At 73.3% G+C, this 22,687-nt stretch carries 24 protein-coding genes and 1 riboswitch; of the genes, 10 read left to right on the top strand and 14 right to left on the bottom strand.

Annotation, left to right across the window (positions count from 1 at the left end; translation table 11 throughout):
* Positions 1-22 precede the first annotated feature (22 nt).
* A complete protein-coding gene (locus EES41_RS11460; protein WP_123082394.1) occupies positions 23-388 on the bottom strand; it encodes an Rv2175c family DNA-binding protein in 366 nt (121 codons plus the stop codon).
* A 91-nt stretch (positions 389-479) separates the two neighbouring features.
* Positions 480-1,703 (bottom strand): NAD(P)/FAD-dependent oxidoreductase, encoded by a 1,224-nt coding sequence (locus EES41_RS11465; protein ID WP_123077783.1) that lies wholly within the window; start codon positions 1,701-1,703, stop codon positions 480-482.
* Positions 1,704-1,794: 91 nt separating this feature from the next.
* A riboswitch (TPP riboswitch) is annotated at positions 1,795-1,907 on the top strand.
* Between EES41_RS11465 and thiO the strand changes: the two genes are divergently transcribed.
* The 6 genes from thiO (at position 1,905) to EES41_RS11495 (ending at position 7,492) form a co-directional block, all read left to right on the top strand.
* On the top strand, positions 1,905-3,086 hold the full coding sequence (gene thiO / locus EES41_RS11470) for a glycine oxidase ThiO (protein ID WP_123077785.1): 1,182 nt from the start codon (positions 1,905-1,907) through the stop codon (positions 3,084-3,086). Its footprint overlaps the riboswitch before it by 3 nt.
* The gene (thiS, locus tag EES41_RS11475) at positions 3,083-3,283 is read left to right on the top strand and encodes a sulfur carrier protein ThiS (RefSeq protein WP_073798971.1); all 201 of its coding nucleotides are present in this window, start codon (positions 3,083-3,085) and stop codon (positions 3,281-3,283) included. Before thiO ends, thiS begins: the two co-directional genes overlap by 4 nt.
* Positions 3,284-3,288: 5 nt before the next feature.
* Positions 3,289-4,083, top strand: coding sequence for a thiazole synthase (locus tag EES41_RS11480; RefSeq protein WP_123077787.1), 795 nt, complete (start codon positions 3,289-3,291; stop codon positions 4,081-4,083).
* Positions 4,084-4,172: 89 nt separating this feature from the next.
* The gene (pknB, locus tag EES41_RS11485) at positions 4,173-6,116 is read left to right on the top strand and encodes a Stk1 family PASTA domain-containing Ser/Thr kinase (RefSeq protein ID WP_123077789.1); all 1,944 of its coding nucleotides are present in this window, start codon (positions 4,173-4,175) and stop codon (positions 6,114-6,116) included.
* A gap of 6 nt (positions 6,117-6,122) precedes the next feature.
* Entirely contained in the window at positions 6,123-7,010 is an 888-nt protein-coding gene (locus EES41_RS11490; RefSeq protein WP_123077791.1) for a deoxyribonuclease IV, read from the top strand.
* Positions 7,011-7,039: 29 nt separating this feature from the next.
* Positions 7,040-7,492 (top strand): DUF4396 domain-containing protein, encoded by a 453-nt coding sequence (locus tag EES41_RS11495; protein WP_123077793.1) that lies wholly within the window; start codon positions 7,040-7,042, stop codon positions 7,490-7,492.
* A 9-nt stretch (positions 7,493-7,501) separates the two neighbouring features.
* Here EES41_RS11495 and EES41_RS11500 read toward each other — a convergent pair whose 3' ends face one another.
* Positions 7,502-8,134, bottom strand: coding sequence for a sulfite oxidase-like oxidoreductase (locus EES41_RS11500; RefSeq protein WP_037797461.1), 633 nt, complete (start codon positions 8,132-8,134; stop codon positions 7,502-7,504).
* A 174-nt stretch (positions 8,135-8,308) separates the two neighbouring features.
* Here EES41_RS11500 and bfr point away from each other — a divergent pair, with 174 nt between their 5' ends.
* Positions 8,309-8,785 (top strand): bacterioferritin, encoded by a 477-nt coding sequence (bfr, locus tag EES41_RS11505; protein WP_073774460.1) that lies wholly within the window; start codon positions 8,309-8,311, stop codon positions 8,783-8,785.
* A gap of 41 nt (positions 8,786-8,826) precedes the next feature.
* Here the strand turns inward: bfr and EES41_RS11510 are convergent, their stop codons facing one another.
* Positions 8,827-9,075: a bacterioferritin-associated ferredoxin gene (locus tag EES41_RS11510; protein WP_073774461.1), complete on the bottom strand. Its 249-nt coding sequence runs from the start codon at positions 9,073-9,075 to the stop codon at positions 8,827-8,829.
* Between the two features lie 161 nt (positions 9,076-9,236).
* Entirely contained in the window at positions 9,237-10,592 is a 1,356-nt protein-coding gene (locus tag EES41_RS11515; protein WP_123077797.1) for a class II 3-deoxy-7-phosphoheptulonate synthase, read from the bottom strand.
* Between the two features lie 272 nt (positions 10,593-10,864).
* Between EES41_RS11515 and EES41_RS11520 the strand changes: the two genes are divergently transcribed.
* A complete protein-coding gene (locus EES41_RS11520; protein WP_123077799.1) occupies positions 10,865-12,748 on the top strand; it encodes a chorismate-binding protein in 1,884 nt (627 codons plus the stop codon).
* A gap of 79 nt (positions 12,749-12,827) precedes the next feature.
* Here the strand turns inward: EES41_RS11520 and EES41_RS11525 are convergent, their stop codons facing one another.
* The 5 genes from EES41_RS11525 to EES41_RS11545 form a co-directional block, all read right to left on the bottom strand.
* Positions 12,828-13,112, bottom strand: a complete 285-nt coding sequence (locus EES41_RS11525) for a hypothetical protein (protein ID WP_164495808.1) — start codon at positions 13,110-13,112, stop codon at positions 12,828-12,830.
* A gap of 40 nt (positions 13,113-13,152) precedes the next feature.
* Complete coding sequence (locus tag EES41_RS11530) at positions 13,153-14,181, bottom strand: 6-phosphofructokinase (RefSeq protein ID WP_123077803.1); 1,029 nt, start codon at positions 14,179-14,181, stop codon at positions 13,153-13,155.
* 174 nt (positions 14,182-14,355) lie between these two features.
* Positions 14,356-15,000 carry a response regulator transcription factor gene (locus EES41_RS11535; RefSeq protein WP_123082395.1) on the bottom strand — a complete coding sequence of 215 codons (645 nt, stop codon included), beginning with the start codon at positions 14,998-15,000 and terminating at the stop codon, positions 14,356-14,358.
* A gap of 32 nt (positions 15,001-15,032) precedes the next feature.
* Positions 15,033-16,244, bottom strand: coding sequence for a MacS family sensor histidine kinase (locus tag EES41_RS11540; protein WP_174261674.1), 1,212 nt, complete (start codon positions 16,242-16,244; stop codon positions 15,033-15,035).
* 38 nt (positions 16,245-16,282) lie between these two features.
* The gene (locus tag EES41_RS11545) at positions 16,283-17,008 is read right to left on the bottom strand and encodes a 1-acyl-sn-glycerol-3-phosphate acyltransferase (protein ID WP_073798976.1); all 726 of its coding nucleotides are present in this window, start codon (positions 17,006-17,008) and stop codon (positions 16,283-16,285) included.
* Positions 17,009-17,170: 162 nt separating this feature from the next.
* Between EES41_RS11545 and EES41_RS11550 the strand changes: the two genes are divergently transcribed.
* Positions 17,171-17,950 carry a carboxylesterase gene (locus tag EES41_RS11550; RefSeq protein ID WP_073774467.1) on the top strand — a complete coding sequence of 260 codons (780 nt, stop codon included), beginning with the start codon at positions 17,171-17,173 and terminating at the stop codon, positions 17,948-17,950.
* On the top strand, positions 17,943-18,551 hold the full coding sequence (locus tag EES41_RS11555) for a hypothetical protein (protein WP_123077807.1): 609 nt from the start codon (positions 17,943-17,945) through the stop codon (positions 18,549-18,551). The genes EES41_RS11550 and EES41_RS11555 overlap by 8 nt, the downstream gene beginning before the upstream one ends.
* Positions 18,552-18,755: 204 nt before the next feature.
* Here EES41_RS11555 and EES41_RS11560 read toward each other — a convergent pair whose 3' ends face one another.
* The 4 genes from EES41_RS11560 to EES41_RS11575 form a co-directional block, all read right to left on the bottom strand.
* Positions 18,756-19,517: an endonuclease/exonuclease/phosphatase family protein gene (locus EES41_RS11560; protein ID WP_123077809.1), complete on the bottom strand. Its 762-nt coding sequence runs from the start codon at positions 19,515-19,517 to the stop codon at positions 18,756-18,758.
* Positions 19,518-19,602: 85 nt separating this feature from the next.
* Entirely contained in the window at positions 19,603-20,544 is a 942-nt protein-coding gene (locus EES41_RS11565) for an ROK family glucokinase (RefSeq protein WP_123077811.1), read from the bottom strand.
* A 61-nt stretch (positions 20,545-20,605) separates the two neighbouring features.
* On the bottom strand, positions 20,606-21,094 hold the full coding sequence (locus EES41_RS11570) for a DUF5304 domain-containing protein (RefSeq protein ID WP_123077813.1): 489 nt from the start codon (positions 21,092-21,094) through the stop codon (positions 20,606-20,608).
* A gap of 76 nt (positions 21,095-21,170) precedes the next feature.
* On the bottom strand, positions 21,171-22,376 hold the full coding sequence (locus EES41_RS11575) for an ArsA family ATPase (protein WP_123077815.1): 1,206 nt from the start codon (positions 22,374-22,376) through the stop codon (positions 21,171-21,173).
* Between the last annotated feature and the right edge of the window lie 311 nt (positions 22,377-22,687).

Genomic DNA, 22,687 nt, shown 5'->3' on the forward strand with positions numbered 1-22,687 from the left:
GGTGGAGCGGATGCGGATCAGGTCAGAGGGCAAGCGCCTGAGCGCGGCGCTTCACCTCCGTGCCGCGATTCTCGCTCAGCGCCTGCGCGGGGGTGCCGGGCAGGGTCGGGTCCGGGGTGAACATCCACTCCAGGATCTCCGCGTCGGAGAAGCCGTCGTCGCGGAGCACGGTCAGCAGGCCGACCAGGCCCTTGACGATCTTGTCTCCGTCGATGAAGGGGGCGGGCACCTGGAGCGAACGGTTCTCGCCCCGGCGTACGGCGAGCAGCTGACCTTCCTTGACCAGCTGGCGGACCCGGGTCACTTCGATGTCGAGCATCTCCGCGATGTCGGGGAGGTACAGCCAGTCGGGGACAAGGGCATCGATCTTTGCGTCAATCTCGGTCACGGGCACAAGCCTGCCATCTCGGACTCCCCGCCGGTACCTGGACCACCCCGTCCGGGTCCCGGGCCCCTGTTCAGGGCCTTCCCGGGGGAGCTCAGCGGAGGGTGGCGGACTTCAGGGGGACGGCCGGATCGGCGAGCCGCGCCGGGTCGACGGGGGTGGCCGCCTCGATGAGCCGGCGGCCCTGGGCCAGGTCGCGGGGGCGGCCCACGGCGAGGAGCGCGGCCAGTGCCCCGTCCCGCAGCCAGCACACCGACCAGGCCTCGCCGGCCGGGTCGCCGCGCCACACCAGCCCGTCGGCGTCGCCGTGGTGGCCCGCGTACTGCACGAACCGTCCGAACTGCTCCGACCAGAAGTACGGCACCGGGTCGTAAACGCGCTCGGCCCCGCCGCCCAGGACGTTCGCCGCGACCACCCGCGGCCCCTGCAGCGCGTTGTCCCAGTGGTGCACCAGCAGCCGCGCCCCGTACCGCCCCGACGGGAAGGAGGCGCAGTCGCCGACCGCGTACACCCCCGCCGCGGTGGTCCGCAGGTACGCGTCCGCCGTGACCGAGCCGTCGGGGCCGAGCTCGACCTCCGAGCCCGCTAGCCAGCGCGTCGCGGGCCGGGCCCCGATGCCGACGACCACCGCGCCCGCCGGCAGCGCGCGGCCGTCGGTGAGGAGGACCCGGCCCGCCTCCACCGCGGCCACCCGCGCCCCGGTCAGCAGCGTGGCGCCCGCCTCCTCGTACCACCGCGCCATGGGGGCGGCGACCTCCGCCGGCAGCGCGCCCGCCAGCACCCGGTCCGCCGCCTCGACGACCGTCACCTCGCAGCCCGCCTCGCGCGCGGCCGTGGCGAACTCGGCGCCGATCCAGCCCGCCCCGACGACCACCATCGCCGGCGCCGCCGCCAGCACCGGGCGCAGCCGCGCCGCGTCGTCCAGGGTGCGCAGCAGGTGCACGCCGGGGACGCCCTCCGCGCCCGGCAGGGTCAGCGGTTCGGCGCCCGTCGCCAGCACGAGCACCTCGTACGGGACGGGTCCCGCCTCCGTGTCCAGCTCGCGCTCGGCGCCGCGCAGGCCGGTGACCTCGACGCCGAGCCGCAGCTCGATGCCGAGGCCCTCGAAGTCCACGTCGAACGCGGAGTCCTCGGCCTTCCCGAGCAGCACCGCCTTCGACAGCGGCGGCCGGTCGTACGGCTGGTGCGGCTCGGCGCCCAGCAGCGTCACGCGGCCGGTCCACCCCTGCTCCCGCAACGCGACCGCGGTCTGCACCCCGGCCATTCCGGCGCCGACGATGACGACGCCGCCCTGAGTCTGTTCCGTCTGCTCGCTCACCCGGCCCAGCCTAATCAACTGACGCTTCGTCAGGAACAGTGGCCGGGGAGGCAGCCTTACCCGGCACCGGCGCCGGGGTTAGTCTGGCCACCGAACCTATCGCGGGAGTCCGGGCGCACCGGGCTGAGAGGGAGGCTGGGCGGCCTCCGACCGTACGAACCTGATCCGGGTCATGCCGGCGAAGGGAGGGGCTGGACGCCCATGCACTCATCTCGGAAGGGATCCGACGGGGGATCCGACGTCCTCGTCATCGGGGGCGGGATCATCGGGCTGGTCACCGCCTGGCGGGCCGCCCGGCGCGGGCTGCGCACCGTGCTCGCCGATCCGGCGCCCGGGGGCGGCGCCGCGCAGGTCGCGGCCGGCATGCTCGCCGCCGTCACCGAACTGCACTACGGCGAGGAGACCCTGCTCGGGCTGAACCTCGCCTCCGCCGCCCGCTACCCCGAGTTCGCCGCCGAACTCGCCGACGCCAGCGGCGGGATGGACATCGGCTACCGCGCCTGCGGCACCCTCGCCGTGGCCCTCGACGCCGACGACCGGCTCCACCTGCGCGAGCTGCACGCGCTCCAGCGGCGCTGCGGCCTGGAGTCCGAGTGGCTCACCGGGCGCGAGTGCCGCCGCCTGGAGCCGATGCTGGCCCCGGGCGTGCGCGGCGGGCTGCGCGTGGACGGCGACCACCAGGTCGACCCGCGCCGGCTGGCGGCCGCGCTGCTGGCGGCCTGCGAGCGCGCCGGGGTCGAGATCCGCCGGGCGAGCGCGGAGCGGCTGCTCACCGCCGCCGACCGGGCGGTCGGCGTACGGCTCGACGACGCCGAGGTGCTCCGCGCCGACCAGGTGGTGCTGGCCGCGGGGTCGCTCAGCGGCCGGCTGGCCGGCGTACCGCCGGAGGTGGCGGCGCCGGTGCGGCCGGTGAAGGGGCAGGTGCTGCGGCTGACCGTGCCGGCCGGGTACGGGCCGTTCCTGTCCCGCACCGTACGGGCCGTCGTGCGCGGCAGCCACGTGTACCTGGTCCCGCGCGAGAACGGCGAACTCGTCGTCGGCGCCACCAGCGAGGAACTCGGCTGGGACACCACCGTCACCGCCGGCGGGGTGTACGAGCTGCTGCGCGACGCCCACGAACTGGTGCCCGGCATCACCGAACTCCCGCTGTCCGAGACCCGGGCGGGGCTGCGGCCCGGCTCCCCCGACAACGCCCCGCTGCTCGGGCCGACCGCCCTGCCGGGGCTGCACCTGGCCACCGGGCACTACCGCAACGGGGTGCTGCTGACCCCGCTCACCGGCGATGTGATGGCGGAGCTGCTGACCACCGGCGCGGTACCGGAGATCGCCCGCCCCTTCACCCCGGGTCGTTTCACCCCGGCACGTCAGGAGTCGTACGCATGACCATCTCCGTCAACGGCGAGCCGCGCGAGATCGCGGCCGGCACCACCCTCGACGCGGTGGTCGCCACCCTGACCGCGGCGCCGGCCGGCGTCGCCGCGGCACTGAACGAGACCGTGGTCCCGCGCGGCCAGTGGCCGGCCACACCGGTCGGCGAGGGCGACCGGGTCGAGATCCTCACCGCCGTGCAGGGGGGCTGAGCGCGATGGCGGACGACGCCTTCGAACTGGGCGGCCGGAGCTTCTCCTCCCGCCTGATCATGGGGACCGGCGGGGCGCCGAGCCTCGACGTCCTGGAGCGCGCGCTGGTGGCGTCCGGGACCGAGCTGACGACGGTGGCGATGCGCCGGCTGGACCCGACGGTGCAGGGCTCGGTCCTGTCGGTGCTGAACCGGCTGGGGATCGCGGTCCTGCCGAACACGGCCGGCTGCTTCACGGCCGGCGAGGCGGTGCTGACTGCGCGGCTGGCGCGGGAGGCGCTGGGGACGGACTGGATCAAGCTGGAGGTCGTCGCCGACGAGCGGACGCTGCTGCCGGACGGAGTGGAGCTGCTGGACGCGGCGGAGACGCTGGTGGACGAAGGCTTCACGGTGCTGCCCTACACGAACGACGATCCGGTGCTCGCGCGGAAGCTGGAGGACGTGGGCTGCGCGGCGATCATGCCGCTGGGGTCTCCGATCGGGTCCGGGATGGGGATCCGCAACCCCCACAACTTCGAGCTGATCCGCGAGCGGGCCGGGGTCCCGGTGATCCTGGACGCGGGGGCCGGCACGGCGTCGGACGCGGCCCTCGCCATGGAGCTGGGGTGCGCGGGCGTGATGCTGGCCTCGGCGGTGACACGGGCCCAGTCCCCCGTGCTCATGGCCGCGGCGATGCGGGACGCCGTGTCGGCGGGACGCCTGGCGTACCGCGCGGGCCGCATCCCGCAGCGCCGCTTCGCGGAGGCCTCCTCCCCGGCCGAGGGACGCGCCGTTCTGGACCCGGAACGCCCGGCTTTCTGACCCCGCCGGGGACGAGGGGTGCGTCACAGCTGCGCCGCAAGGGACGGGATGCTGGTCGGGAGGGTTGCGTGCGCTCGTAGAATCGCCGGGTGGATACGACCCTGGATGACCCCCTCGCCGGGCGCGTGCTCGACGGCCGCTACCGCGTCGACGCCCGCATCGCGGCCGGTGGCATGGCCACGGTCTACCGCGCCCTCGACACCCGCCTCGACCGCGTCCTGGCCCTGAAGGTGATGCACCCGGCGCTCGCCGCCGACGCCGGCTTCGTCGACCGCTTCATCCGTGAGGCCAAGTCCGTGGCCCGCCTCGCGCACCCGAACGTCGTCGGCGTCTTCGACCAGGGCACCGACGGCCCGTACACGTACCTGGCCATGGAGTACGTCTCCGGCTGCACCCTGCGCGACGTGCTCCGCGAGCGCGGCGCGCTCCAGCCCCGGGCCGCGCTCGACATCCTGGAGCCGGTCCTCGCGGCCCTCGGCGCCGCGCACCGCGCCGGGTTCGTGCACCGCGACATGAAGCCCGAGAACGTCCTGATCGGCGACGACGGCCGGGTCAAGGTCGCGGACTTCGGGCTGGTCCGCTCGGTCGACTCCGTCACCAGCACCAGCGGGTCGGTCCTCGGCACCGTCTCCTACCTCGCCCCCGAGCAGATCGAGAGCGGCGTCAGCGACACCCGCGCGGACGTCTACGCCTGTGGTGTCGTGCTCTACGAGATGCTCACCGGCTCCAAGCCCCACACCGGCGGCAACCCCGCCCAGGTGATCTACCAGCACCTCCACGAGGACGTCCCGCCCCCGTCGGCGACCGTCCCCGGGCTCCCCGTCGTCCTCGACGGGCTCGTCGCGCTGGCCACCGCCCGCAACCCGGAGCTGCGCCCGTACGACGCCGCGTCCCTGCTGGGCCTGACCCTCGACGCCCGCGCCCGGCTCGGCAACGCCGAGCTGGACGCCGTACCTCCGCAGGCGCGCGCCGAGACGCACAACGCGACCGAGGACCGTACGAGTGTGATCCCCCGGGCGGCGGAGCCGCCGGAGCCGATGAACCAGACCTCGCGGATGCTGCTCCCGCCGACGTCGCCGACGCAGTCCCAGGAGCAGGAACAGGAAGAGGCGCGACGGCGGGGCACGGCCCCGGCTCCCCGGCCCCGGCGCCGCGGCGTGTTCCTCCTGGTCGCCGCGGTCCTGCTCGCGCTCGGTATCGGCGGCGGCGTCTGGTACATCAACTCCGGCCAGTTCACCAAGGTCCCGAACCTGCTCGGCAAGACCGAGGCGCAGGCGAAGTCGGACCTGTCGTCGGCCGGTCTCGGCGTGAAGCGGGTCGACCGGAAGTTCAGCGAGACCTTCGACCGCGGGACCGTGATGGACACCGACCCGGGCGGCGGGAAGCGGATCCGCGGCAACGGCGCGGTGACGCTGACCGTCTCGCGCGGCCCGGAGATCGTCGCCGTACCCAACCTCAAGGACCGCACCCTGGACGAGGCCAAGGCCGAGCTCGCGAAGACGGGACTGGAGGCCGGGGTCGTCTCGCAGGCGTTCAGCCAGGACGTCCCGCAGGGCTCGGTGATCAGCACCGACCCGGCGGGCGGCGAGAAGCGGGCCCCCGACACGGCGGTCTCGATCCTCGTCAGCAAGGGCCGCCCGGTGCAGGTGCCCTCGGTGACCGGGGCTTCGCTCGACCAGGCCCGCGCCGCGCTCCAGGGCCTCGGCCTGAAGGTGGAGACGGCCGATGAGCAGGTCAACTCGCCCTTCGCGGCCGGTTCGGTCGCCGCCCAGTCGCTCGCCGCGGGCGCGCAGGCAGCGGCGGGGGACACCGTGACGCTGACGGTCTCCAAGGGCCCCCGGCTGGTCCCGGTGCCGAACGTGACCGGGCAGAACGCGGACGCCGCGCGCAAGGCGCTGGAGGACCTGGGCTTCACGGTGAAGGTGCAGAAGCCGTTCTTCTCCTTCGGCAACACCATCGACGCGCAGTCGGTGCCCGGCGGCCAGAACGCCCCCGAGGGCAGCACGATCGTCATCCGGATCAAGGGGCTGTAGTCGTACGTGGAACTCCGTGAGCAAGCCGGTCCCGCCGGGCGCAATCCGGTCGGCGGGCACGTCCCCGTCGCGGGCGGGCTGGCCTCGGTCGGGCTGACGTACGCGCGGGAGATGGGCGCCGAGGCCGTTCAGGTCTTCGTCGCGAATCCGCGCGGCTGGGCCACCCCGGCCGGCAACCCGGCGCAGGACGAGCTGTTCCGCGAGCAGTGCGCGCGGGAGGCGGTCCCGGCGTACGTGCACGCCCCGTACCTGATCAACTTCGGCTCGCACACCGTCGCGACGGTCGAGAAGTCGGTGGAGTCGCTGCGGCACTCGCTGCGCCGGGCCCGGGCGATCGGCGCGCTGGGCGTGGTAGTCCACACCGGCTCGGCGACCGGCGGCCGCCCGCGCGAGGCGGCGTACGCGCAGGTCAGGGAGCACATGCTGCCGCTGCTGGACGAGCTGACGCATGACGACGACCCGTTCCTGCTGCTGGAGTCCACGGCCGGGCAGGGCTCCTCGCTGTGCTCGCGCACCTGGGACTTCGGTCCGTACTTCGAGGCGCTCGACCACCACCCCAAGCTCGGCATCTGCCTGGACACCTGCCACATCTTCGCGGCGGGGCACGACCTCGCCGAGCCGGGCGGCACCAAGCAGACGCTGGACCTGCTGGTGGACACGGTGGGCGAGGGCCGGCTGAAGCTGATCCACGCGAACGACTCCAAGGAGGGCGTCGGCGCCCACAAGGACCGGCATGCCAACATCGGGCAGGGCCACATCGGCCGGGAGGCCTTCGCGGAGCTGTTCTCGCACCCGGCGACGGAGGGCGTCCCGCTGATCATCGAGACCCCGGGCGGCACGGAGGGGCACGCGGCGGACGTGGCGCTGCTGAAGGAGCTCCGGGAGCTCCACTGACCGTAGCCAGGCGTCCCCAGGGGGTTCCCATGAACCACGATCACGGCAAGGCCAGCTGGGCCATGGCCGCCGGGGCCACGCTCCACTGCCTCACCGGATGCGCCATCGGCGAGGTGCTCGGCATGGTCATCGGTACCGCCCTCGGCTGGGGCAACCTCCCGACGACGGTCCTGGCGATCGCCCTCGCGTTCCTCTTCGGCTACGCGCTCACCCTGCGCGGGATCCTCTCGGCGGGCGTGGATCCGCGCACCGCCGTCCGGGTGGCGCTGGCGGCGGACACCCTTTCGATCGCCGTCATGGAGCTGATCGACAACGGCGTGATCCTGCTCTGGCCGGGCGCCATGGACGCCCACCTCTCGGAGCCGCTGTTCTGGATCGCGCTGGCGGCCTCGCTCGCGATCGCCTTCGTCGTGACGACCCCGGTCAACAAGTGGATGATCGGCCGCGGCAAGGGCCACGCGGTCGTCCACCGGTACCACTGACCGCGGGGCCTAGAGCTCGGGACCCTCGCCCGGCTGCTCCTGGTACGAGTAGCGCTGCTCGCGCCAGGGGTCGCCGACGTTGTGGTAGCCGCGCTCCTCCCAGAAGCCGCGCCGGTCGGCGGTCATGTACTCGACGCCGCGCACCCACTTGGGGCCCTTCCAGGCGTACAGGTGCGGGACGACCAGCCGCAGCGGAAACCCGTGTTCGGCGGTGAGGAGTTCGCCGCCCTCGTGGGTGGCGAACACGGTCCGCTCGGAGGCGAAATCGGCCAGCCTCATGTTGGAGCTGAAGCCGTACTCGGCCCACACCATCACATGCGTGACCTGCGGCGCCGGCGGGGCCAGTTCGAGGACGGTGCGCGCGAGCACCCCGCCCCATTCGGCCCCGAGCATGCTGAACTTGGTCACGCAGTGCAGATCGCCCACGACCGAGTCGAACGGCAGGGCCGCGAAGTCCTCGTGGTTCCAGCAGTGCTTCTGGCCGTCGGCCGTCGCGCCGAAGACGCGGAACTCCCAGCGGTCCGGCTTGAACTTGGGTACGGGCCCGTAGTGGGTGACCGGCCAGCCCCGCTGCAACCGCTGGCCCGGGGGGAGCTCAAGCTGCTCTGCTCCCGGAGATTCCCGGCTTTCCGGCTGACCCATGAGTCCATGGTGACAGATTGGGCAGGGTGGTCATGACCAGCCACGGAACCGATTCCGGCAAGTCACCGCAACTCCCACTAAGGAGGCACTTACTGGACGGCCTAGGACCACGGTGCAAGGATGCGCGCAACTGCCCCGTCACATAGCTGACATTGCCTGGAAGGAGCCTCTGCGATGCAGGGCGACCCCGAGGTCCTTGAGTTTCTGAACGAGCAGCTGACCGGCGAGCTGACGGCCATCAACCAGTACTGGCTGCACTACCGCATCCAGGACAACAAGGGCTGGACCAAGCTCGCCAAGTACACGCGTGAAGAGTCCATCGACGAGATGAAGCACGCGGACAAGATCACCGAGCGCATCCTGATGCTCGACGGCCTGCCGAACTACCAGCGCCTCTTCCACGTGCGCGTCGGGCAGACGGTCACGGAGATGTTCCAGGCGGACCGCCAGGTGGAGGTCGAGGCGATCGACCGCCTGAGGCGCGGGATCGAGGTCATGCGCGGCAAGGGGGACGTCACCTCCGCGCGGCTCTTCGAGGAGATCCTCGAAGACGAGGAGCACCACATCGACTACCTGGACACCCAGCTGGAACTCATCGAGACCCTGGGCGAGGCGAACTACCTCGCCCAGCAGATCGAACAGCCGAGCTGACCCACCGCCCGCCAAGGGGAGCAGGTCCCGCGCCGGACGGGCTAGGCCGCTTCGGCGAGCCGCGGGGCGGCCGCGAGCACGGCGCCCGTCTCGCCCTGGTCCAGCAGTTCCCGGCGGGGGCAGGCCCCGCGGCCGAGGATGCCCTGGATGGTGCGGACGCAGGAGCCGCAGTCGGTTCCGGCCTTGGTGGCCGAGGCGATCTGGCGGGGGGTGCAGGCCCCGGCGGCCGCGTGTTCCTTGACCTGCTTGTCGGTGATCCCGAAGCAAGAGCAGACGTACACGCGGTTCACCTCCTGACCCGGAACGGTTCGGCGAGCCATCCCCGATTCGGTGAGGCTTACCTAACCGTACCCAAACTTAGGGTGACCTAAAAGCCCCGGGTACGACAGTGGGGCGCGGATCACATGGATCCGCGCCCCACTGTCAGAGGAAGCTACATCGTGGAGATCGCCTACTGGTCGCGGTACATCTCGGCGACCAGGAACGCCAGGTCCAGCGACTGGCTGCGGTTGAGCCGCGGGTCGCAGGCCGTCTCGTAGCGCTGGTGCAGATCGTCGACGAAGATCTCGTCGCCGCCGCCCACGCACTCGGTGACGTCGTCACCGGTGAGCTCGACGTGGATGCCGCCCGGGTGGGTGCCCAGGGCCTTGTGGACCTCGAAGAAGCCCTTGACCTCGTCGAGCACGTCGTCGAAACGGCGCGTCTTGTGGCCGGAGGCCGCCTCGAAGGTGTTGCCGTGCATCGGGTCGGTGACCCAGGCGACGGTCGCACCGGACGCGGTGACCTTCTCGACCAGCTCGGGGAGCTTGTCGCGGACCTTGTCGGCGCCCATGCGGACGACGAAGGTCAGCCGGCCCGGCTCGCGCTCGGGGTCCAGGCGGTCGATGTACGTCAGCGCCTCGTCCACGGTGGTCGTGGGGCCGAGCTTGATGCCGAGCGGGTTGGCGATCTGCGCGCAGAACTCGATGTGCGCGTGGTCCAGCTGGCGGGTGCGCTCACCGACCCAGACCATGTGGCCCGAGGTGTCGTACAGCTTCCCGGTGCGGGAGTCCGTACGGGTCAGGGCGCCCTCGTAGTCGAGCAGCAGCGCCTCGTGCGAGGAGTAGAACTCCACGGCCTTGAACTCGGCCGGGTCGGTGCCGCACGCCTTCATGAAGTTCAGCGCGTTGTCGATCTCCCGCGCGAGCTGCTCGTAGCGCTGCCCGGACGGGGAGTTCTTCACGAAGTCCTGGTTCCAGGCGTGCACCTGGCGCAGGTCGGCGTAGCCACCGGTGGTGAAGGCGCGCACCAGGTTCAGCGTCGAGGCCGACGCGTGGTACATGCGCTTCAGCCGCTCGGGGTCCGGGATCCGGGCCTCTTCGGTGAAGGCGAAGCCGTTGACGGAGTCGCCGCGGTAGGTCGGCAGGGTGACGCCGTCGCGGGTCTCGGTGTCCTTGGAGCGCGGCTTGGAGTACTGGCCCGCGATGCGGCCGACCTTCACGACGGGCACGGAGGCCGCGTACGTCAGGACGGCGCTCATCTGGAGCAGCGTCTTCAGCTTGGCGCGGATGTGGTCGGCGGACACGGCGTCGAAGGCCTCGGCGCAGTCGCCGCCCTGGAGGAGGAACGCCTCGCCCTTGGCGACGGCTCCCAGACGGGCGCGCAGCTGATCGCACTCACCCGCGAAAACGAGGGGAGGATAGGACTCAAGGTCCGCGACGACAGCGCGCAGAGCCTCGGCATCGGGGTACGAAGGCTGCTGCGCCGCGGGAAGGTCTCGCCAGGTCGCCTTGGTGGCGGGGGCTTGGATTTCAGCGTTCACGGTCACCTCATACACATTACGTCGTCACACGCCGCGTCCAGCCCGCCGCCCACTACGTGAGACGGATGTCCCTGATATCGTCACCGGCATGTACGCGCACTTCGACATGAACTGGTGGTGGCCCGCTCCCGGCGGCCCACTGCTTTCGCGTACCTGACGACACCAGCCAGACGCGAGACGACGCACAGGCCGCCCCGAGGGGCGGCCTTCGCTGTTTTCCGGGCCCTGCCGTCCCTCCTTCCTCCGCTCTCACGCTCCCCGGAAGGACGCCCCGCCCCATGGAACTCAGCCGACTGCTCGAAGACTCCTGCCCGCCGTTCGCCCTGCTGCGCCGGCGCACCCCCGGCCGCGACCACGACACCGTCGAGGTGCTGATCGGCGCGGTCCACGAGGCCGAGCGCCTCGCAGACCTGCCGGTCGGGCCGCTCCCCACCCTCGCCCTCGTGCCGTTCCGGCAGATCCGGGAGCGCGGGTTCGACGTGCGCGACGACGGGACGCCGCTGAGCGTGCTGGTCGCCGAGGAGGCGTACGAGCTCCCGCTCGCCGAGGCCCTGGCGGGGCTCCCGGCGCACGGGGTGCGCGTCGAGGGCGGCGGCTTCGACGTACCCGACGAGGAGTACGCGGCCACCGTGGAGCGGGTCGTCCGGGACGAGATCGGGCGCGGGGAGGGCGCGAACTTCGTCATCCGGCGCACCTACGAGGGCCGGATCGAGGGCTTCGGCCGGGCCGACGCGCTCGCGCTGTTCCGGCGGCTGCTGCTGGGCGAGCGGGGCGCGTACTGGACGTACGTGGTCCACACCGGGGACCGGGTGCTGGTCGGGGCGAGCCCCGAAGTACACGTCCGGATGTCCGGCGGGACGGTCGTGATGAACCCGATCAGCGGGACGTACCGCTATCCCGCGTCCGGTCCGACGGCCGAGTCGCTGCTCGCGTTCCTCGGCGACCGCAAGGAGACCGAGGAGCTGTCCATGGTGGTGGACGAGGAGCTCAAGATGATGTGCACCGTCGGCGACATGGGCGGGGTCGTCGTCGGGCCGCGGCTGAAGGAGATGGCGCACCTCGCGCACACCGAGTACGAGCTGCGCGGCCGGTCCTCGCTGGACGCGCGGGAGGTGCTGCGGGAGACGATGTTCGCGGCGACCGTGACGGGCTCGCCGGTGCAGAACGCCTGCCGGGTCATCGAGCGGTACGAGGCCGGCGGCCGGGGCTACTACGCGGGCGCGCTGGCGCTGCTGGGGCTGGACGCGGCCGGGGCGCAGACCCTGGACTCCCCCATCCTGATCCGGACCGCCGACATCGCGGCGGACGGCACCCTGCGGGTTCCGGTCGGCGCCACGCTGGTGCGCCACTCCGACCCGGCGGGCGAGGTGGCGGAGACGCACGCGAAGGCCGCGGGGGTGCTGGCGGCGCTGGGGGTCCGGCCCGCCGCGCCCCGGCCGGCGGTGACGGGCGGCGGCGGCCTGGCCGCCGACCCCCGGGTCCAGGCGGCCCTCGCCGCGCGGCGGGCGGACCTGGCGCCGTTCTGGCTCCGGATGCAGGAGCGGCCGGCGGCGCTCGCGGGGCACGCGCTGGTCATCGACGGGGAGGACACCTTCACCGCGATGCTGGCGCACGTGGTGCGGATGAGCGGGCTGGAGGTGTCCGTACGCCGCTACGACGATCCGGGGCTGCGGGCGGCGGCCCTGGCCTGGGACGGCCCGGTCGTGCTGGGCCCCGGTCCGGGGAACCCGGCGGACGCGGCGGATCCGAAGATCCGGCTGCTGCGCGGGCTGGCCGCCGAACTGCTCGGCTCGCACCGGGGCGGGCTGCTGGCGGTGTGCCTGGGGCACCAGTTGCTGGCCGCCGAGCTGGGGCTGCCGCTGGTGCGCAAGGCGGAGCCGGCCCAGGGGGCGCAGACGCGGATCCCGCTGTTCGGGGGCGAGGAGGTGGTCGGGTTCTACAACGCGTACGCCGCGCGCTGCGACGAGGAGGCGGCGGGGCGGCTGGCGGGGCGGGGGGTGGAGGTGTCCCGTGACCCCGGGACGGGGGAGGTGCACGCGCTGCGGTCCGCCGCCGGGCGGTTCGCGGGGGTCCAGTTCCACCCGGAGTCGGTCCTCACCCTGCGCGGCGCGGACCTCCTGCACGACCTCCTGACGACGATCCACGCCCCGACCCGCGCCTAGGCCGGGGCGGGGCCTGGGGCCGGACCAGCCGGGCCGGGCCAAGGCCGCCGTGCCGAGTCGGAGCCGGGCCGGGGGGCCGTCAGGCCGGGGTCGGACCGGGGCGGCGGGCCAGGAGGCTCCGGGCCAGCTGCCAGGCCATGACCGGCCCGAGCACCGCCATGCCGCACAGGACGAGGCCGATCTCCCCGGCGGCCAGCGCCAGCGACACCGGGACGCCGGCCAGGGGATCGGCGAACGCCAGCCAGGCGTCCACCCGCTCCCCCGGCCGCGCCCGGAGCGCGGGCCGCAGCGCCCGGACGGCCTGCACGAGCTGTACCGCGGCAAGGGCCAGCATGATCCAGCGGCCCACGGAAGGTATGTCCACGCGGCTGAATCTAACCCCTGCCGGGCCCCGCCGGCGCGGGTCAGCCGAAGAACACCCCGACCTCCTCGTACAGCGCCGGGTCCACCGTCTTCAGCTTCGACGTGGCCTCCAGGATCGGCACCCGGACGATGTCCGTCCCCTTCAGCGCGACCATCTTCCCGAAGTCGCCCTCCCGCACCGCGTCGATCGCGTGCAGCCCGAACCGGGTGGCGAGCCACCGGTCGAACGCGCTCGGCGTCCCGCCCCGCTGGATGTGCCCGAGCACCGTGGTGCGGGCCTCCTTGCCGGTGCGCGACTCGATCTCCTTGGCCAGCCACTCGCCGACGCCCGAGAGCCGGACGTGCCCGAAGGAGTCCGTGGTGGCGTCCTTCAGCACCAGTTCCCCGTCCGTCGGCATCGCGCCCTCCGCGACCACCACGATCGGCGCGTAGCTCGCCTTGAACCGGGAGGTCACCCAGGCGCACACCTTGTCCAGGTCGAAGCGCTGCTCCGGGATGAGGATGACGTTGGCGCCGCCCGCGAGCCCCGAGTGCAGGGCGATCCAGCCGGCGTGCCGGCCCATGACCTCGACGACCAGCACCCGCATGTGCGACTCGGCCGTGGTGTGCAGCCGGTCGATGGCCTCGGTGGCGATGCCGACGGCGGTGTCGAAGCCGAAGGTGTAGTCCGTGCCCGACAGGTCGTTGTCGATGGTCTTCGGGACGCCGACGCAGGGGATGCCGTACTCCTCGTACAGCCTGGCCGCGACGCCCAGGGTGTCCTCGCCGCCGATCGCGACGAGCGCCTCGACCTCGTACTTGGCGAGGTTCTCCTTGATCCGCCGGACCCCGTTCTCCTGGTTGAAGGGGTTCGTGCGCGAGGAGCCGAGGATGGTGCCGCCGCGCGGCAGGATCCCGCGGACGGCGGGGATGCCGAGCGGGACCGTGTCGCCCTCGATCGCGCCGCGCCAGCCGTCCTTGAAGCCGACGAACTCGTAACCGTACTCCTGTACGCCCTTGCGTACGACGGCCCTGATCACCGCGTTGAGCCCGGGGCAGTCGCCGCCGCCCGTGAGCACTCCGACCTTCATGGAATCTCCCTTCGCCACAGGGCCCGCTGAGCCCGCGTGACGGCCACGCTAGTGGTGACCCAGGTCACACCAGCGCGTTGGGTTTGGCCAATTCCGGTGGAATCTCAAGGAGTTGCGTACTCCCGTTCACTCGTACGAGGACGTAAGTACGACGTACGACACCGTTTGCGTGCCCTACGCGTCGTCGAGGCCGCGCTCTATGGCGTACCGGACGAGCTCCACCCGGTTGTGCAGCTGGAGCTTGCCCAGGGTGTTCTGGACGTGGTTCTGCACGGTGCGGTGGGAGATGACGAGCCGCTCCGCGATCTGCTTGTACGAGAGCCCCTTGGCCACCAGGCGCAGCACCTCGGTCTCGCGGTCGGTCAGCTGCGGCGCCTTCGGCTCGTCGGGCGCGGCGGGCGCCGGGTCGGTGGCCAGGCGCCGGTACTCGCCGAGGACCAGGCCGGCCAGGCCCGGGGTGAACACCGGGTCGCCGGCGGCGGTGCGGCGGACCGCGTCGATCAGCTCCTGCGCCCCGGCGGACTTCAGCAGGTACCCGGTCGCGCCGGACTTGACCGCCTCCAGGACGTCGGCGTGCTCGCCGCTCGCGGACAGGACGAGGACGCGCAGCGCCGGGTTGGCGGCGACCAGTTCCTTGCAGACCTGGACTCCGGGCATGCCGGGCAGGTTGAGGTCGAGGACCAGCACGTGCGGGGCGGCGGCGCCGGCCCGGCGGACCGCCTCGGGGCCGTCCCCGGCGGTGGCGACGACGTCGAATCCGGCCGCGGCCAGGTCGCGGGCGACCGCGTCCCGCCACATCGGGTGGTCGTCGACGACCATCACCTTGATGTCGCTCAGCTCGTTCGGCACGCTCACTGGGTCCTCCCCCTCGGTACTTTCAGTTCCACTTCGGTGCCCTGTCCGGGGACGGACACCAGCTCGGCGGTGCCGCCGAGGTCGCGCAGCCGGCCCCGGATGGACAGGGCCACGCCCATCCGTCCCTCGCCCTCCGCCTGGTCGAGCCGTCCGGCGGGGATGCCCGGGCCGTCGTCCCGGACGGTCACGATCACCTCGTCGCCCCAGTCCTCGACCAGGATCCAGGCCCTGGCGCCCTCCCCGGCGTGCCTGCGCACGTTGTCGAGGGCGGCGCCGACCGCCGCGGCCAGCTCCTTCGCGGCGGGCACCGGCAGCGGCACCGGGGTGCCCGGCTCGGCGAAGCTCACCCGGGACCCGGCGTGCGGGGCGAGCAGCGTCCGCAGGTCCAGCTCGCCCTCGTCGGCGCCGGGCTCGTCCACCTCGTACGCGGTGACCAGCGCGCCGAGCGACTCGTCCCGGGAGATCCGGCAGGTGTGCACGAGCCCGCTGGAGACCAGGGTGCGCAGCGCGACCTCCTGCTCTCCCGCCATCCGGCCGAGTTCGGCGGCCTCGCCGCCCAGCTCGGTGCCGCGCCGCTGGACCATGGCGAGGACCTGGAGGACACCGTCGTGGATGTCGCGGGCGAGGCGCTCGCGCTCGCGGGTGGCGGCCTCGATCTCCAGGGCGCGGGCGAGGGTGGCCTCGCTGGCCCGGGCGACCTCGACGACGTACCCGATGGCGATGGAGGCGACCCAGACCAGCAGGACGTTGTGCAGGGTGTCCCGGGTGGGATTGCCGCCGTGGATGAGGACGTTGGCCGCGGCCACGAAGGTGGAGGCGAAGCCGGCCCAGCGCCAGCCGCCCTTGATGGCGAAGGCGAGGACCGAGCCGGCCGTCCAGATGCTGGGCAGGGTGGGTCCGCCGGCCGCGATCCGCTCGTGGGTGTCCGCGATCGGCGTGAGCAGGACGCCGACGATCGCGACGGTGAGGTCGGCGCCGAGGAACCCCTTGGTGCAGCTGGCGGCGTTCGCGACCCTGCGGTGGGTGACGAGGGTCCAGACGGCGAGGAACGCCAGGTAGCCGGCCGCGACCTTGGGACGGTCGAACCGCTGGTACGCGAAGCCGAACAGCGCCACCGCGTAGACCATGGTGAGCAGCCGGTAGGCCGTCAGGGCCCGCCACAGCGGCTGCTCCACCGACATGCGTACGACGCGCTCGCGTTTCGCCATCTCCCCCACCCCTCCGGGCGGTACCGCCGCCGCCCGTCCTACTCCGTGCTCTGGTCGGCCTTCTCAGCCTTCTCGGCGGCCTTGGAGGCCTTCTCGGCGTCGGCGATCTGGCGCTTGGCGGCCGTGGCGTAGATGTCCACGTACTCCTGGCCGGAAAGCTTCATGATCTCGTACATGACCTCGTCGGTCACCGAGCGCAGGATGAAGCGGTCGCCGTCCATGCCCTGGTAGCGGCTGAAGTCGAGCGGCTTGCCGATCCGGATGCCGGGTCGCATCAGCTTCGGGACGACCTTGCCGGGCGGCTGGATCTTCTCCGTGTCGATCATCGCGACGGGGATCACCGGGGCGCCGGTGGCGAGGGCCACGCGGGCCAGACCGCCGGGCTTGCCGCGGTAGAGGCGGCCGTCGGGTGAACGCGTCCCCTCGGGGTAGATACCGAACAGTTCCCCGCGCTCGATGACGTCGATGCCGCTCTTGATGGCGGCCTCGCCGGCACCCCGGGCGCCGGAGCGGTCCACGGGGAGCTGGCCGACGCCCTTGAAGAAGGCCGCCGTCAGCTTGCCCTTGACGCCCGGGGAGGTGAAGTACTCCGCCTTGGCGATGAAGGTGACCTTCCGGTCGAGCACGGCCGGGAGGAAGAAGGAGTCGGAGAACGACAAGTGGTTGCTCGCGAGGATCGCCGGCCCCTCCGCGGGAATGTTTTCGAGGCCCTCCACCCACGGCCTGAAGGCGAGCTTCAGGGAACCGCCGATGGAGAACTTCATTGCGCCGTAGATCAACTCGAATGCCTTCCTGTGTCTGTCGAACAGACCTTATCCCCTGGGCCGGCCACAGCGGCCCGACGACCCTGGTCGGTGTCACCCCCGTCGCGTACGGTGAAGTCACACAGCGCTACGTACCCCCCACCCCTTCCTAAGGAGACCCTGGTGCCCGTCCTCCCTGGAGCAGAGCCGTTCCGCCACGAGGGCGGAGAGGTCGGCGTACTGCTCTGCCACGGCTTCACCGGTTCCCCGCAGTCGCTGCGCCCCTGGGCCGAGTACCTGGCCGAGCGGGGGCTGTCGGTGTCGCTGCCGCTGCTGCCCGGGCACGGGACGCGCTGGCAGGACATGCAGCTCACCGGCTGGCAGGACTGGTACGCGGAGGTGGACCGCGCGCTGCGGGAGCTGCTGGACCGGTGCGAGCGCGTGTTCGTCTTCGGCCTGTCGATGGGCGGGGCGCTGACGCTGCGGCTGGCGGCGAAGCACGGGGACGCGATCAGCGGGATCGTGCTCGTCAACCCCGCCAACAAGGTGCACGACCCGCTGGCCTTCGCGCTGCCGGTGGCCCGGCACTTCATCCGGTCGACGCCGGGCATCGCCAGCGACATCGCGAAGCCGGGGTCCGAGGAGGTCGGCTACGACCGGGTGCCGACGCGGGCCGCGCACTCCCTGCGGAACTTCCTGCGGCTGGTGGACTCGGAGCTGCCGCAGGTGACGCAGCCCGTGCTGCTGCTGCACAGCCCGCAGGACCACGTCGTACCGCCGGTGGACTCGGCGCGGGTGCTGGCGCGGGTGTCGTCCACGGATGTCACCGAGACCCTGCTGGAACAGAGCTACCACGTCGCGACGTTGGACCATGACGCGGAGCGGATCTTCGCGGACAGCTTCGCGTTCGTGGGGCGGCTCACGGGGAGCGTCAGCAGGGAGGGGGCGGCCAGCGGTGGCTGAGCACGAGGAATCACCAGGGGGGGTGCCCCCGCTGGACGAGGAGGCGGCGTGGGCGGCGATCGTCGCCGGGTACGGGCAGGAACCGCCGGACCCGCCGGGGGCGCGGCCGTTCAGACCGATCGAGAACCTGATGCTGCCGGAGAAGGACGTCCTGCCGGAGCCTTCGGCCGATCCGGCCGCCGAGCCGGATTCCGACGCGGACCCCGACGCGGACCCCGGCCGCGGGCCGGCCGCGCCGCCGGCGCTGGGCAGCTCGGTGGTCTTCGCCCCGGGCGTGGGTGCCGGCGTGGGCGCGGGCGCCCCGGCTCCGGGGCCTCGGGACCACTCCTTGGAGGAGCCGAAGGACGGGGCGGACGAGGGCCATTTCGTCCCGCCGGAACCGGAGCTGCCGCAGGCCGACGCGACGACGAAGTTCGCGTGGCTGGCGGTGGTGGGCGGACCGGTCCTGCTCCTGCTGGCGGTGCTGCTCCAGTGGGACATGACCTGGTGGCTCACGACGCTGGGCATCGGCGGCTTCCTGGGCGGCTTCGCCACCCTGGTGGGCCGGATGTCGCAGGACGACGACGAGGATGACGACCCGGGCCGCGGCGCGGTGGTCTGACCCCCTTGCCTGACGCGCCGCTCGCGCGCCTCGGCCGGGGCCGATGCGGCCGGGTCGTGGGGCGGGCCCGTGCGGCGCCGCCGCGCGAACGGCCCGGGGCTCCGCCCCAGACCCTCCCCCGGACTCCGTCCGGGGGTACCCCCGTCCCACACGCCGGCGAGGCTGGAACGGCCCTCCGGGCAATCCGGCCCCCGCCGGTACGGGCTACGGGGCCGGGAGGCGGAGGGTGGCCAGGACGGGGAGGTGGTCCGTGGCCGCGCGGAGGTCCGTCGGGGTCACTCCCGGGAGCCCTTCGGGGACGCCGCAGGCGAGGACCTCCACCCCCGGCGAAGCGAACACGGCGTCGATGCGGCGGGCCGCGGGCCCGCCGGTGAAGGTGTGCTCCCCACCCCAGGGGGCGACCGTCCGGCAGTCCTGGAGGCGGGCGGCGACCCGGGCGAAGGCCGGGCCCTCCGGGGGCTCGTTGAAGTCGCCCGCCGCGATCTTGTACGGGGTGTCCATCGCCTCCATCCGCTCCAGCAGCAGCCCCGCCTGGGCCAGCCGCTCACCGGGGTCCAGCGAGAGGTGCGCGCTCAGCACCCCCACCCGCACCGCTCCGAACCGTACGACGGCCGTCGCGAAGCCCCGCCGGTGCAGGCCGGGCGTCATCGGCAGCAGCACGTCCTCGGTGCGTTCCACGAAGGCCCGCAGGGAACACAGCAGCAGCGGCCCGGCGGCCGTCGCGCCCCCGCTCAGCACCACCAGCTCGCTCTTCGACGCCAGCCGCGCCGCGTGCTTGCGCCAGCGGAAGAACCGCGGGGCCTCCTGGACGAAGACCAGGTCGGGGGCGCACGCGCGGATCACCCTCGCCAGCGCGTCCTCGTCGTCGCGCAACGAGCGGATGTTGTAGCTGAGCACCCGGATCACGGCAGAACCGTCGGGCTCCGTTTGGGACTTCGGCAGCGAAGGCAGCACAGGCAGGTCCATGTCCGCAAGATACGCAGCTGCCCGCCGCTCCCCCAGGGGGCGCGGCGGGCAGCACGCGGCACGCGGAAACGCCGAACGGCCGGTGTCAGCCCTGGCGGGCCAGGTCCGCCGCGCCGACCAGCCCGGCCTTGCCGCCGAGCTGTGCGGCCAGCACCTGCGCGTGGGGGCGCCACGCGCCGCCGACCAGCCAGCGCTTGAAGGACTTGCGGATCGGGTCGAGGACGAGGTCGCCCTCGTCGGAGACCCCGCCGCCGACGATGAACGCCGACGGGTCGAAGAGGGAGGCCAGGTCCGCGAGACCCGCGCCCGCCCAGCGGGCCAGCTCGCGGAAGGCGTCGATGGCCACCAGGTCACCGGCCCGCGCGGCCTCGCTGATGTGCTTGCCCTCGATGCCGTCGGGGGTGCCGTCGCCGAGGGCGAGCAGGGCCACCGCGTTCTCGGGGGTGGCGTTGGCGCGCTGCTTCGCGTACCGGACGAGCGCGCGCCCGGAGGCGTACTGCTCCCAGCAGCCCTGGCTGCCGCAGCCGCACAGCAGGCCGTCGGGGACGACCCGGATGTGCCCGAACTCGGCGGCGACGCCGAAGCGCCCGCGCCGCAGCTTGTTGCCGATGATGATGCCGCCGCCGAGGCCGGTGCCGAGGGTGATGCAGATGACGTCCTCGTGGCCCTGGCCGGCGCCGAAGCGGTACTCGCCCCAGGCCGCGCAGTTCGCGTCGTTCTCGACGACGACCGGCAGGCCGATGCGCTGCTCGACCTTGTCCTTGAGCGGCTCGTGCCGCCAGTTGATGTTGGGCGCGAAGAGTACGGTCGCCCGCTTGTCGTCCACGTAGCCGGCGGCGCCGATGCCGACGGCCTCGATGGCGTGGTTGCTGCTGACCTCGGACACGGCGGAGCAGATCGCCTCCGTCACTCCGTCCGCGGTCGGCGGGGTGGGCACCTTGTACGTCTCAAGGATGGTGCCCTCTTCGTCGACCACGCCGGCCGCGATCTTCGTGCCGCCGATGTCGACGCCGATGGTGAGTCCCATTAGTCCCTCGGTTTCCGGTCAAACCCCGCCACGGGCAACGGTACCCGAGGGCGGCGGCGCCTCAGTCGAGATCGATCCGCCCGGTGGGGCCTTCGTCCTCGGGGCCGTCGCCCTCGTCCCGGGGGTCGCGGGGGTCGTTCTCCTCGGCCGGGGCGCGGCGCGGGGCGGGCGGCTCGTCCCGGGTCCAGCGGCGCTCGTGGCCCTCCACGGCGGAGCGGTAGGCGGCGAGGAGCTCCGAGCCGGCGGCCGCGAGGTGGTCGAAGACCTCGGGATTGCGCTCGATGACGGGCTTGGCGGCGGTCTTGGCCTGGTCGACGAACTGCCGCACCGCGCCTTGGGCGGCAACGCCCAGCAGCGGGTTGTTCAGCGCGGAGACCTTGTCGGCGACGGCCTCGAAGAGCTTGAACAGCTCCTCGGCGGCGGTCCCGGTGGCCCCGCCGCCGCCCGCGCCCTGTTCCGCCCGGCGGCGGGCCTTCTCGGCGGCGAGGTCCTCGGCACAGGCCTTGGCCCAGGCGTCTTCGTCGGTGGGGCGGTCGGTGGCCTCGCTCATGGCGGACTCTCCTGCGGCAGCTGCGGGGCGTGCGGTACGGACTACCTTCGACGGTACCCGAATGGGGGTACGGGCTTCAGTGCGCGCGGGGCCAGAGCCCCGGGTCGGGGGTGAAGCGGATGCGGAGCTCGCCTTCGGCGAGGGCGGCGCCGGAGACGGTGCAGCGGCGCAGCGCGGAGGGCAGGGGAACGATCCTGCGGTACGGGCCGACCGTGAGCAGGAGCTCGTCGCCGCGCCGGATCAGGTCGAGCTCGCGCTTCTCGGCGCGGGGCAGCGGAACCACCCAGACGAGCACCCCGTCCTCGGCGATCCGGTCCTCGACGGGCCAGTCGGGGCGGCGCCCGGGGGCGGCCGGAGCCGGGGCGGCGCCGTCCGCGAGCGCGGCGAGGTCGTCGGGACCCTGGGGGTCGCGGCCGAGGTGCGGGAACGGGAGGACGGGCAGGTCCCCGGCGGCCCACTGGGCGGCGTACTTCTCCTGCTGGGCGGCGAGGCCGGCCAGCCACGGGTCGGCGGAGCCGGGGGGCAGGGTCCGGTTGGCGACGACGTCGGCGACGCGCAGCCGCTGGAGGGCGAGCCCGAGGCGGCCGGTCCGCAGGGCGGCGTCGGCGGCCGGGCCCGGCTCGGCGACGAGCCGCACCCCGGTGGAGTCGGCCTCGATGACCGCCTGCACCGCGGCCAGCTCCTCGTCCCAGCGCGCGGCGGCCTCGTACAGCCACTGCGCGGGCATGGGTACGCCGGCCAGCTGCGCGAGTACGGGGCGCAGCGCGCGGGCCGCCTGGCGCTCCGCGGGGAGCAGGCGGGCGAGGTAGCGGCGCAGCTGGGCGGGGAGGGCGAGGGTGGCCACGGCCTGGTGCAGCGGGGGCATGTCCACGACGACGAGGTCGACGCCGGGGGCGGTGACGGCCCGGCGCAGGGCCCGCAGCAGCGCGAACTGCTCGGCGCCGGGGAGCTCGGTGAGTTCCTCGGCTCCGAGGGCGCGCCCGCCGAGCATGCTGAGGAGCGCGGCGCCGCGGTCCTGGAGGGCGACGAGCTCGGCCCGGAACTCCTCGCCGGAGTCGATGCGGGCGACCAGCACCCCGCCGGCGGCGGGCACGGCCCGCAGGCCGGGCGCGACGTCCTCGGGCGGGCCGGCGGCCGGCCCGACCAGCGCGGCCATCGGGTCTCCCGGGTCACCGGACAGCAGCAGCACGCGCCGTCCGGCACGGGCCGCGGCGAGGGCGGTCACGGCGGCGGCGGTCGTCCGCCCGGCGCCGCCGGGGCCGGTGACGAGCAGGGTGTGCATGGTGCGGTGCTCCTTGAACGCGGGGGACCGCCTCTGGGCTCCGCCCGGGCGATGTGTACCTGACCCGGCCCGGCGCCGACCGGGCCCCTACCCGGACCCCGTCCGGACCCGGCCCTCAAACGCCGGACAGGCTGGAGGGCGCGGGCTCCACCGGACCCCGAACCCGACCGGGCCGGAGAGCTGGCTCCGCGCGAACGCGGACCTCCAACGACGGACGGGCCGGAGGGCCGGCTCCGTCCGAACCCGGTCCCCGAACCCGACCGGGCCGGAGGACCGGCTCCGCGTGGACGCGGACCTCGAACGCCGCACGG

Origin of the sequence: Streptomyces sp. ADI95-16, from assembly GCF_003721495.1 — a bacterium.
Taxonomy (GTDB): domain Bacteria; phylum Actinomycetota; class Actinomycetes; order Streptomycetales; family Streptomycetaceae; genus Streptomyces; species Streptomyces goshikiensis.

Coding starts and splice junctions, on each gene's coding strand:
- EES41_RS11565 (WP_123077811.1), bottom strand. CDS start 20,544: ATGGGACTCACCATCGGCGTCGACATCGGCGGCACGAAGATCGCGGCC.
- EES41_RS11520 (WP_123077799.1), top strand. CDS start 10,865: ATGGAACTCAGCCGACTGCTCGAAGACTCCTGCCCGCCGTTCGCCCTG.
- EES41_RS11560 (WP_123077809.1), bottom strand. CDS start 19,517: ATGGACCTGCCTGTGCTGCCTTCGCTGCCGAAGTCCCAAACGGAGCCC.
- EES41_RS11495 (WP_123077793.1), top strand. CDS start 7,040: ATGAACCACGATCACGGCAAGGCCAGCTGGGCCATGGCCGCCGGGGCC.
- EES41_RS11570 (WP_123077813.1), bottom strand. CDS start 21,094: ATGAGCGAGGCCACCGACCGCCCCACCGACGAAGACGCCTGGGCCAAG.
- thiS (WP_073798971.1), top strand. CDS start 3,083: ATGACCATCTCCGTCAACGGCGAGCCGCGCGAGATCGCGGCCGGCACC.
- EES41_RS11500 (WP_037797461.1), bottom strand. CDS start 8,134: ATGGGTCAGCCGGAAAGCCGGGAATCTCCGGGAGCAGAGCAGCTTGAG.
- EES41_RS11530 (WP_123077803.1), bottom strand. CDS start 14,181: ATGAAGGTCGGAGTGCTCACGGGCGGCGGCGACTGCCCCGGGCTCAAC.
- bfr (WP_073774460.1), top strand. CDS start 8,309: ATGCAGGGCGACCCCGAGGTCCTTGAGTTTCTGAACGAGCAGCTGACC.
- EES41_RS11575 (WP_123077815.1), bottom strand. CDS start 22,376: ATGCACACCCTGCTCGTCACCGGCCCCGGCGGCGCCGGGCGGACGACC.
- EES41_RS11480 (WP_123077787.1), top strand. CDS start 3,289: ATGGCGGACGACGCCTTCGAACTGGGCGGCCGGAGCTTCTCCTCCCGC.
- EES41_RS11545 (WP_073798976.1), bottom strand. CDS start 17,008: ATGAAGTTCTCCATCGGCGGTTCCCTGAAGCTCGCCTTCAGGCCGTGG.
- thiO (WP_123077785.1), top strand. CDS start 1,905: ATGCACTCATCTCGGAAGGGATCCGACGGGGGATCCGACGTCCTCGTC.
- EES41_RS11540 (WP_174261674.1), bottom strand. CDS start 16,244: ATGGCGAAACGCGAGCGCGTCGTACGCATGTCGGTGGAGCAGCCGCTG.
- EES41_RS11535 (WP_123082395.1), bottom strand. CDS start 15,000: ATGGTCGTCGACGACCACCCGATGTGGCGGGACGCGGTCGCCCGCGAC.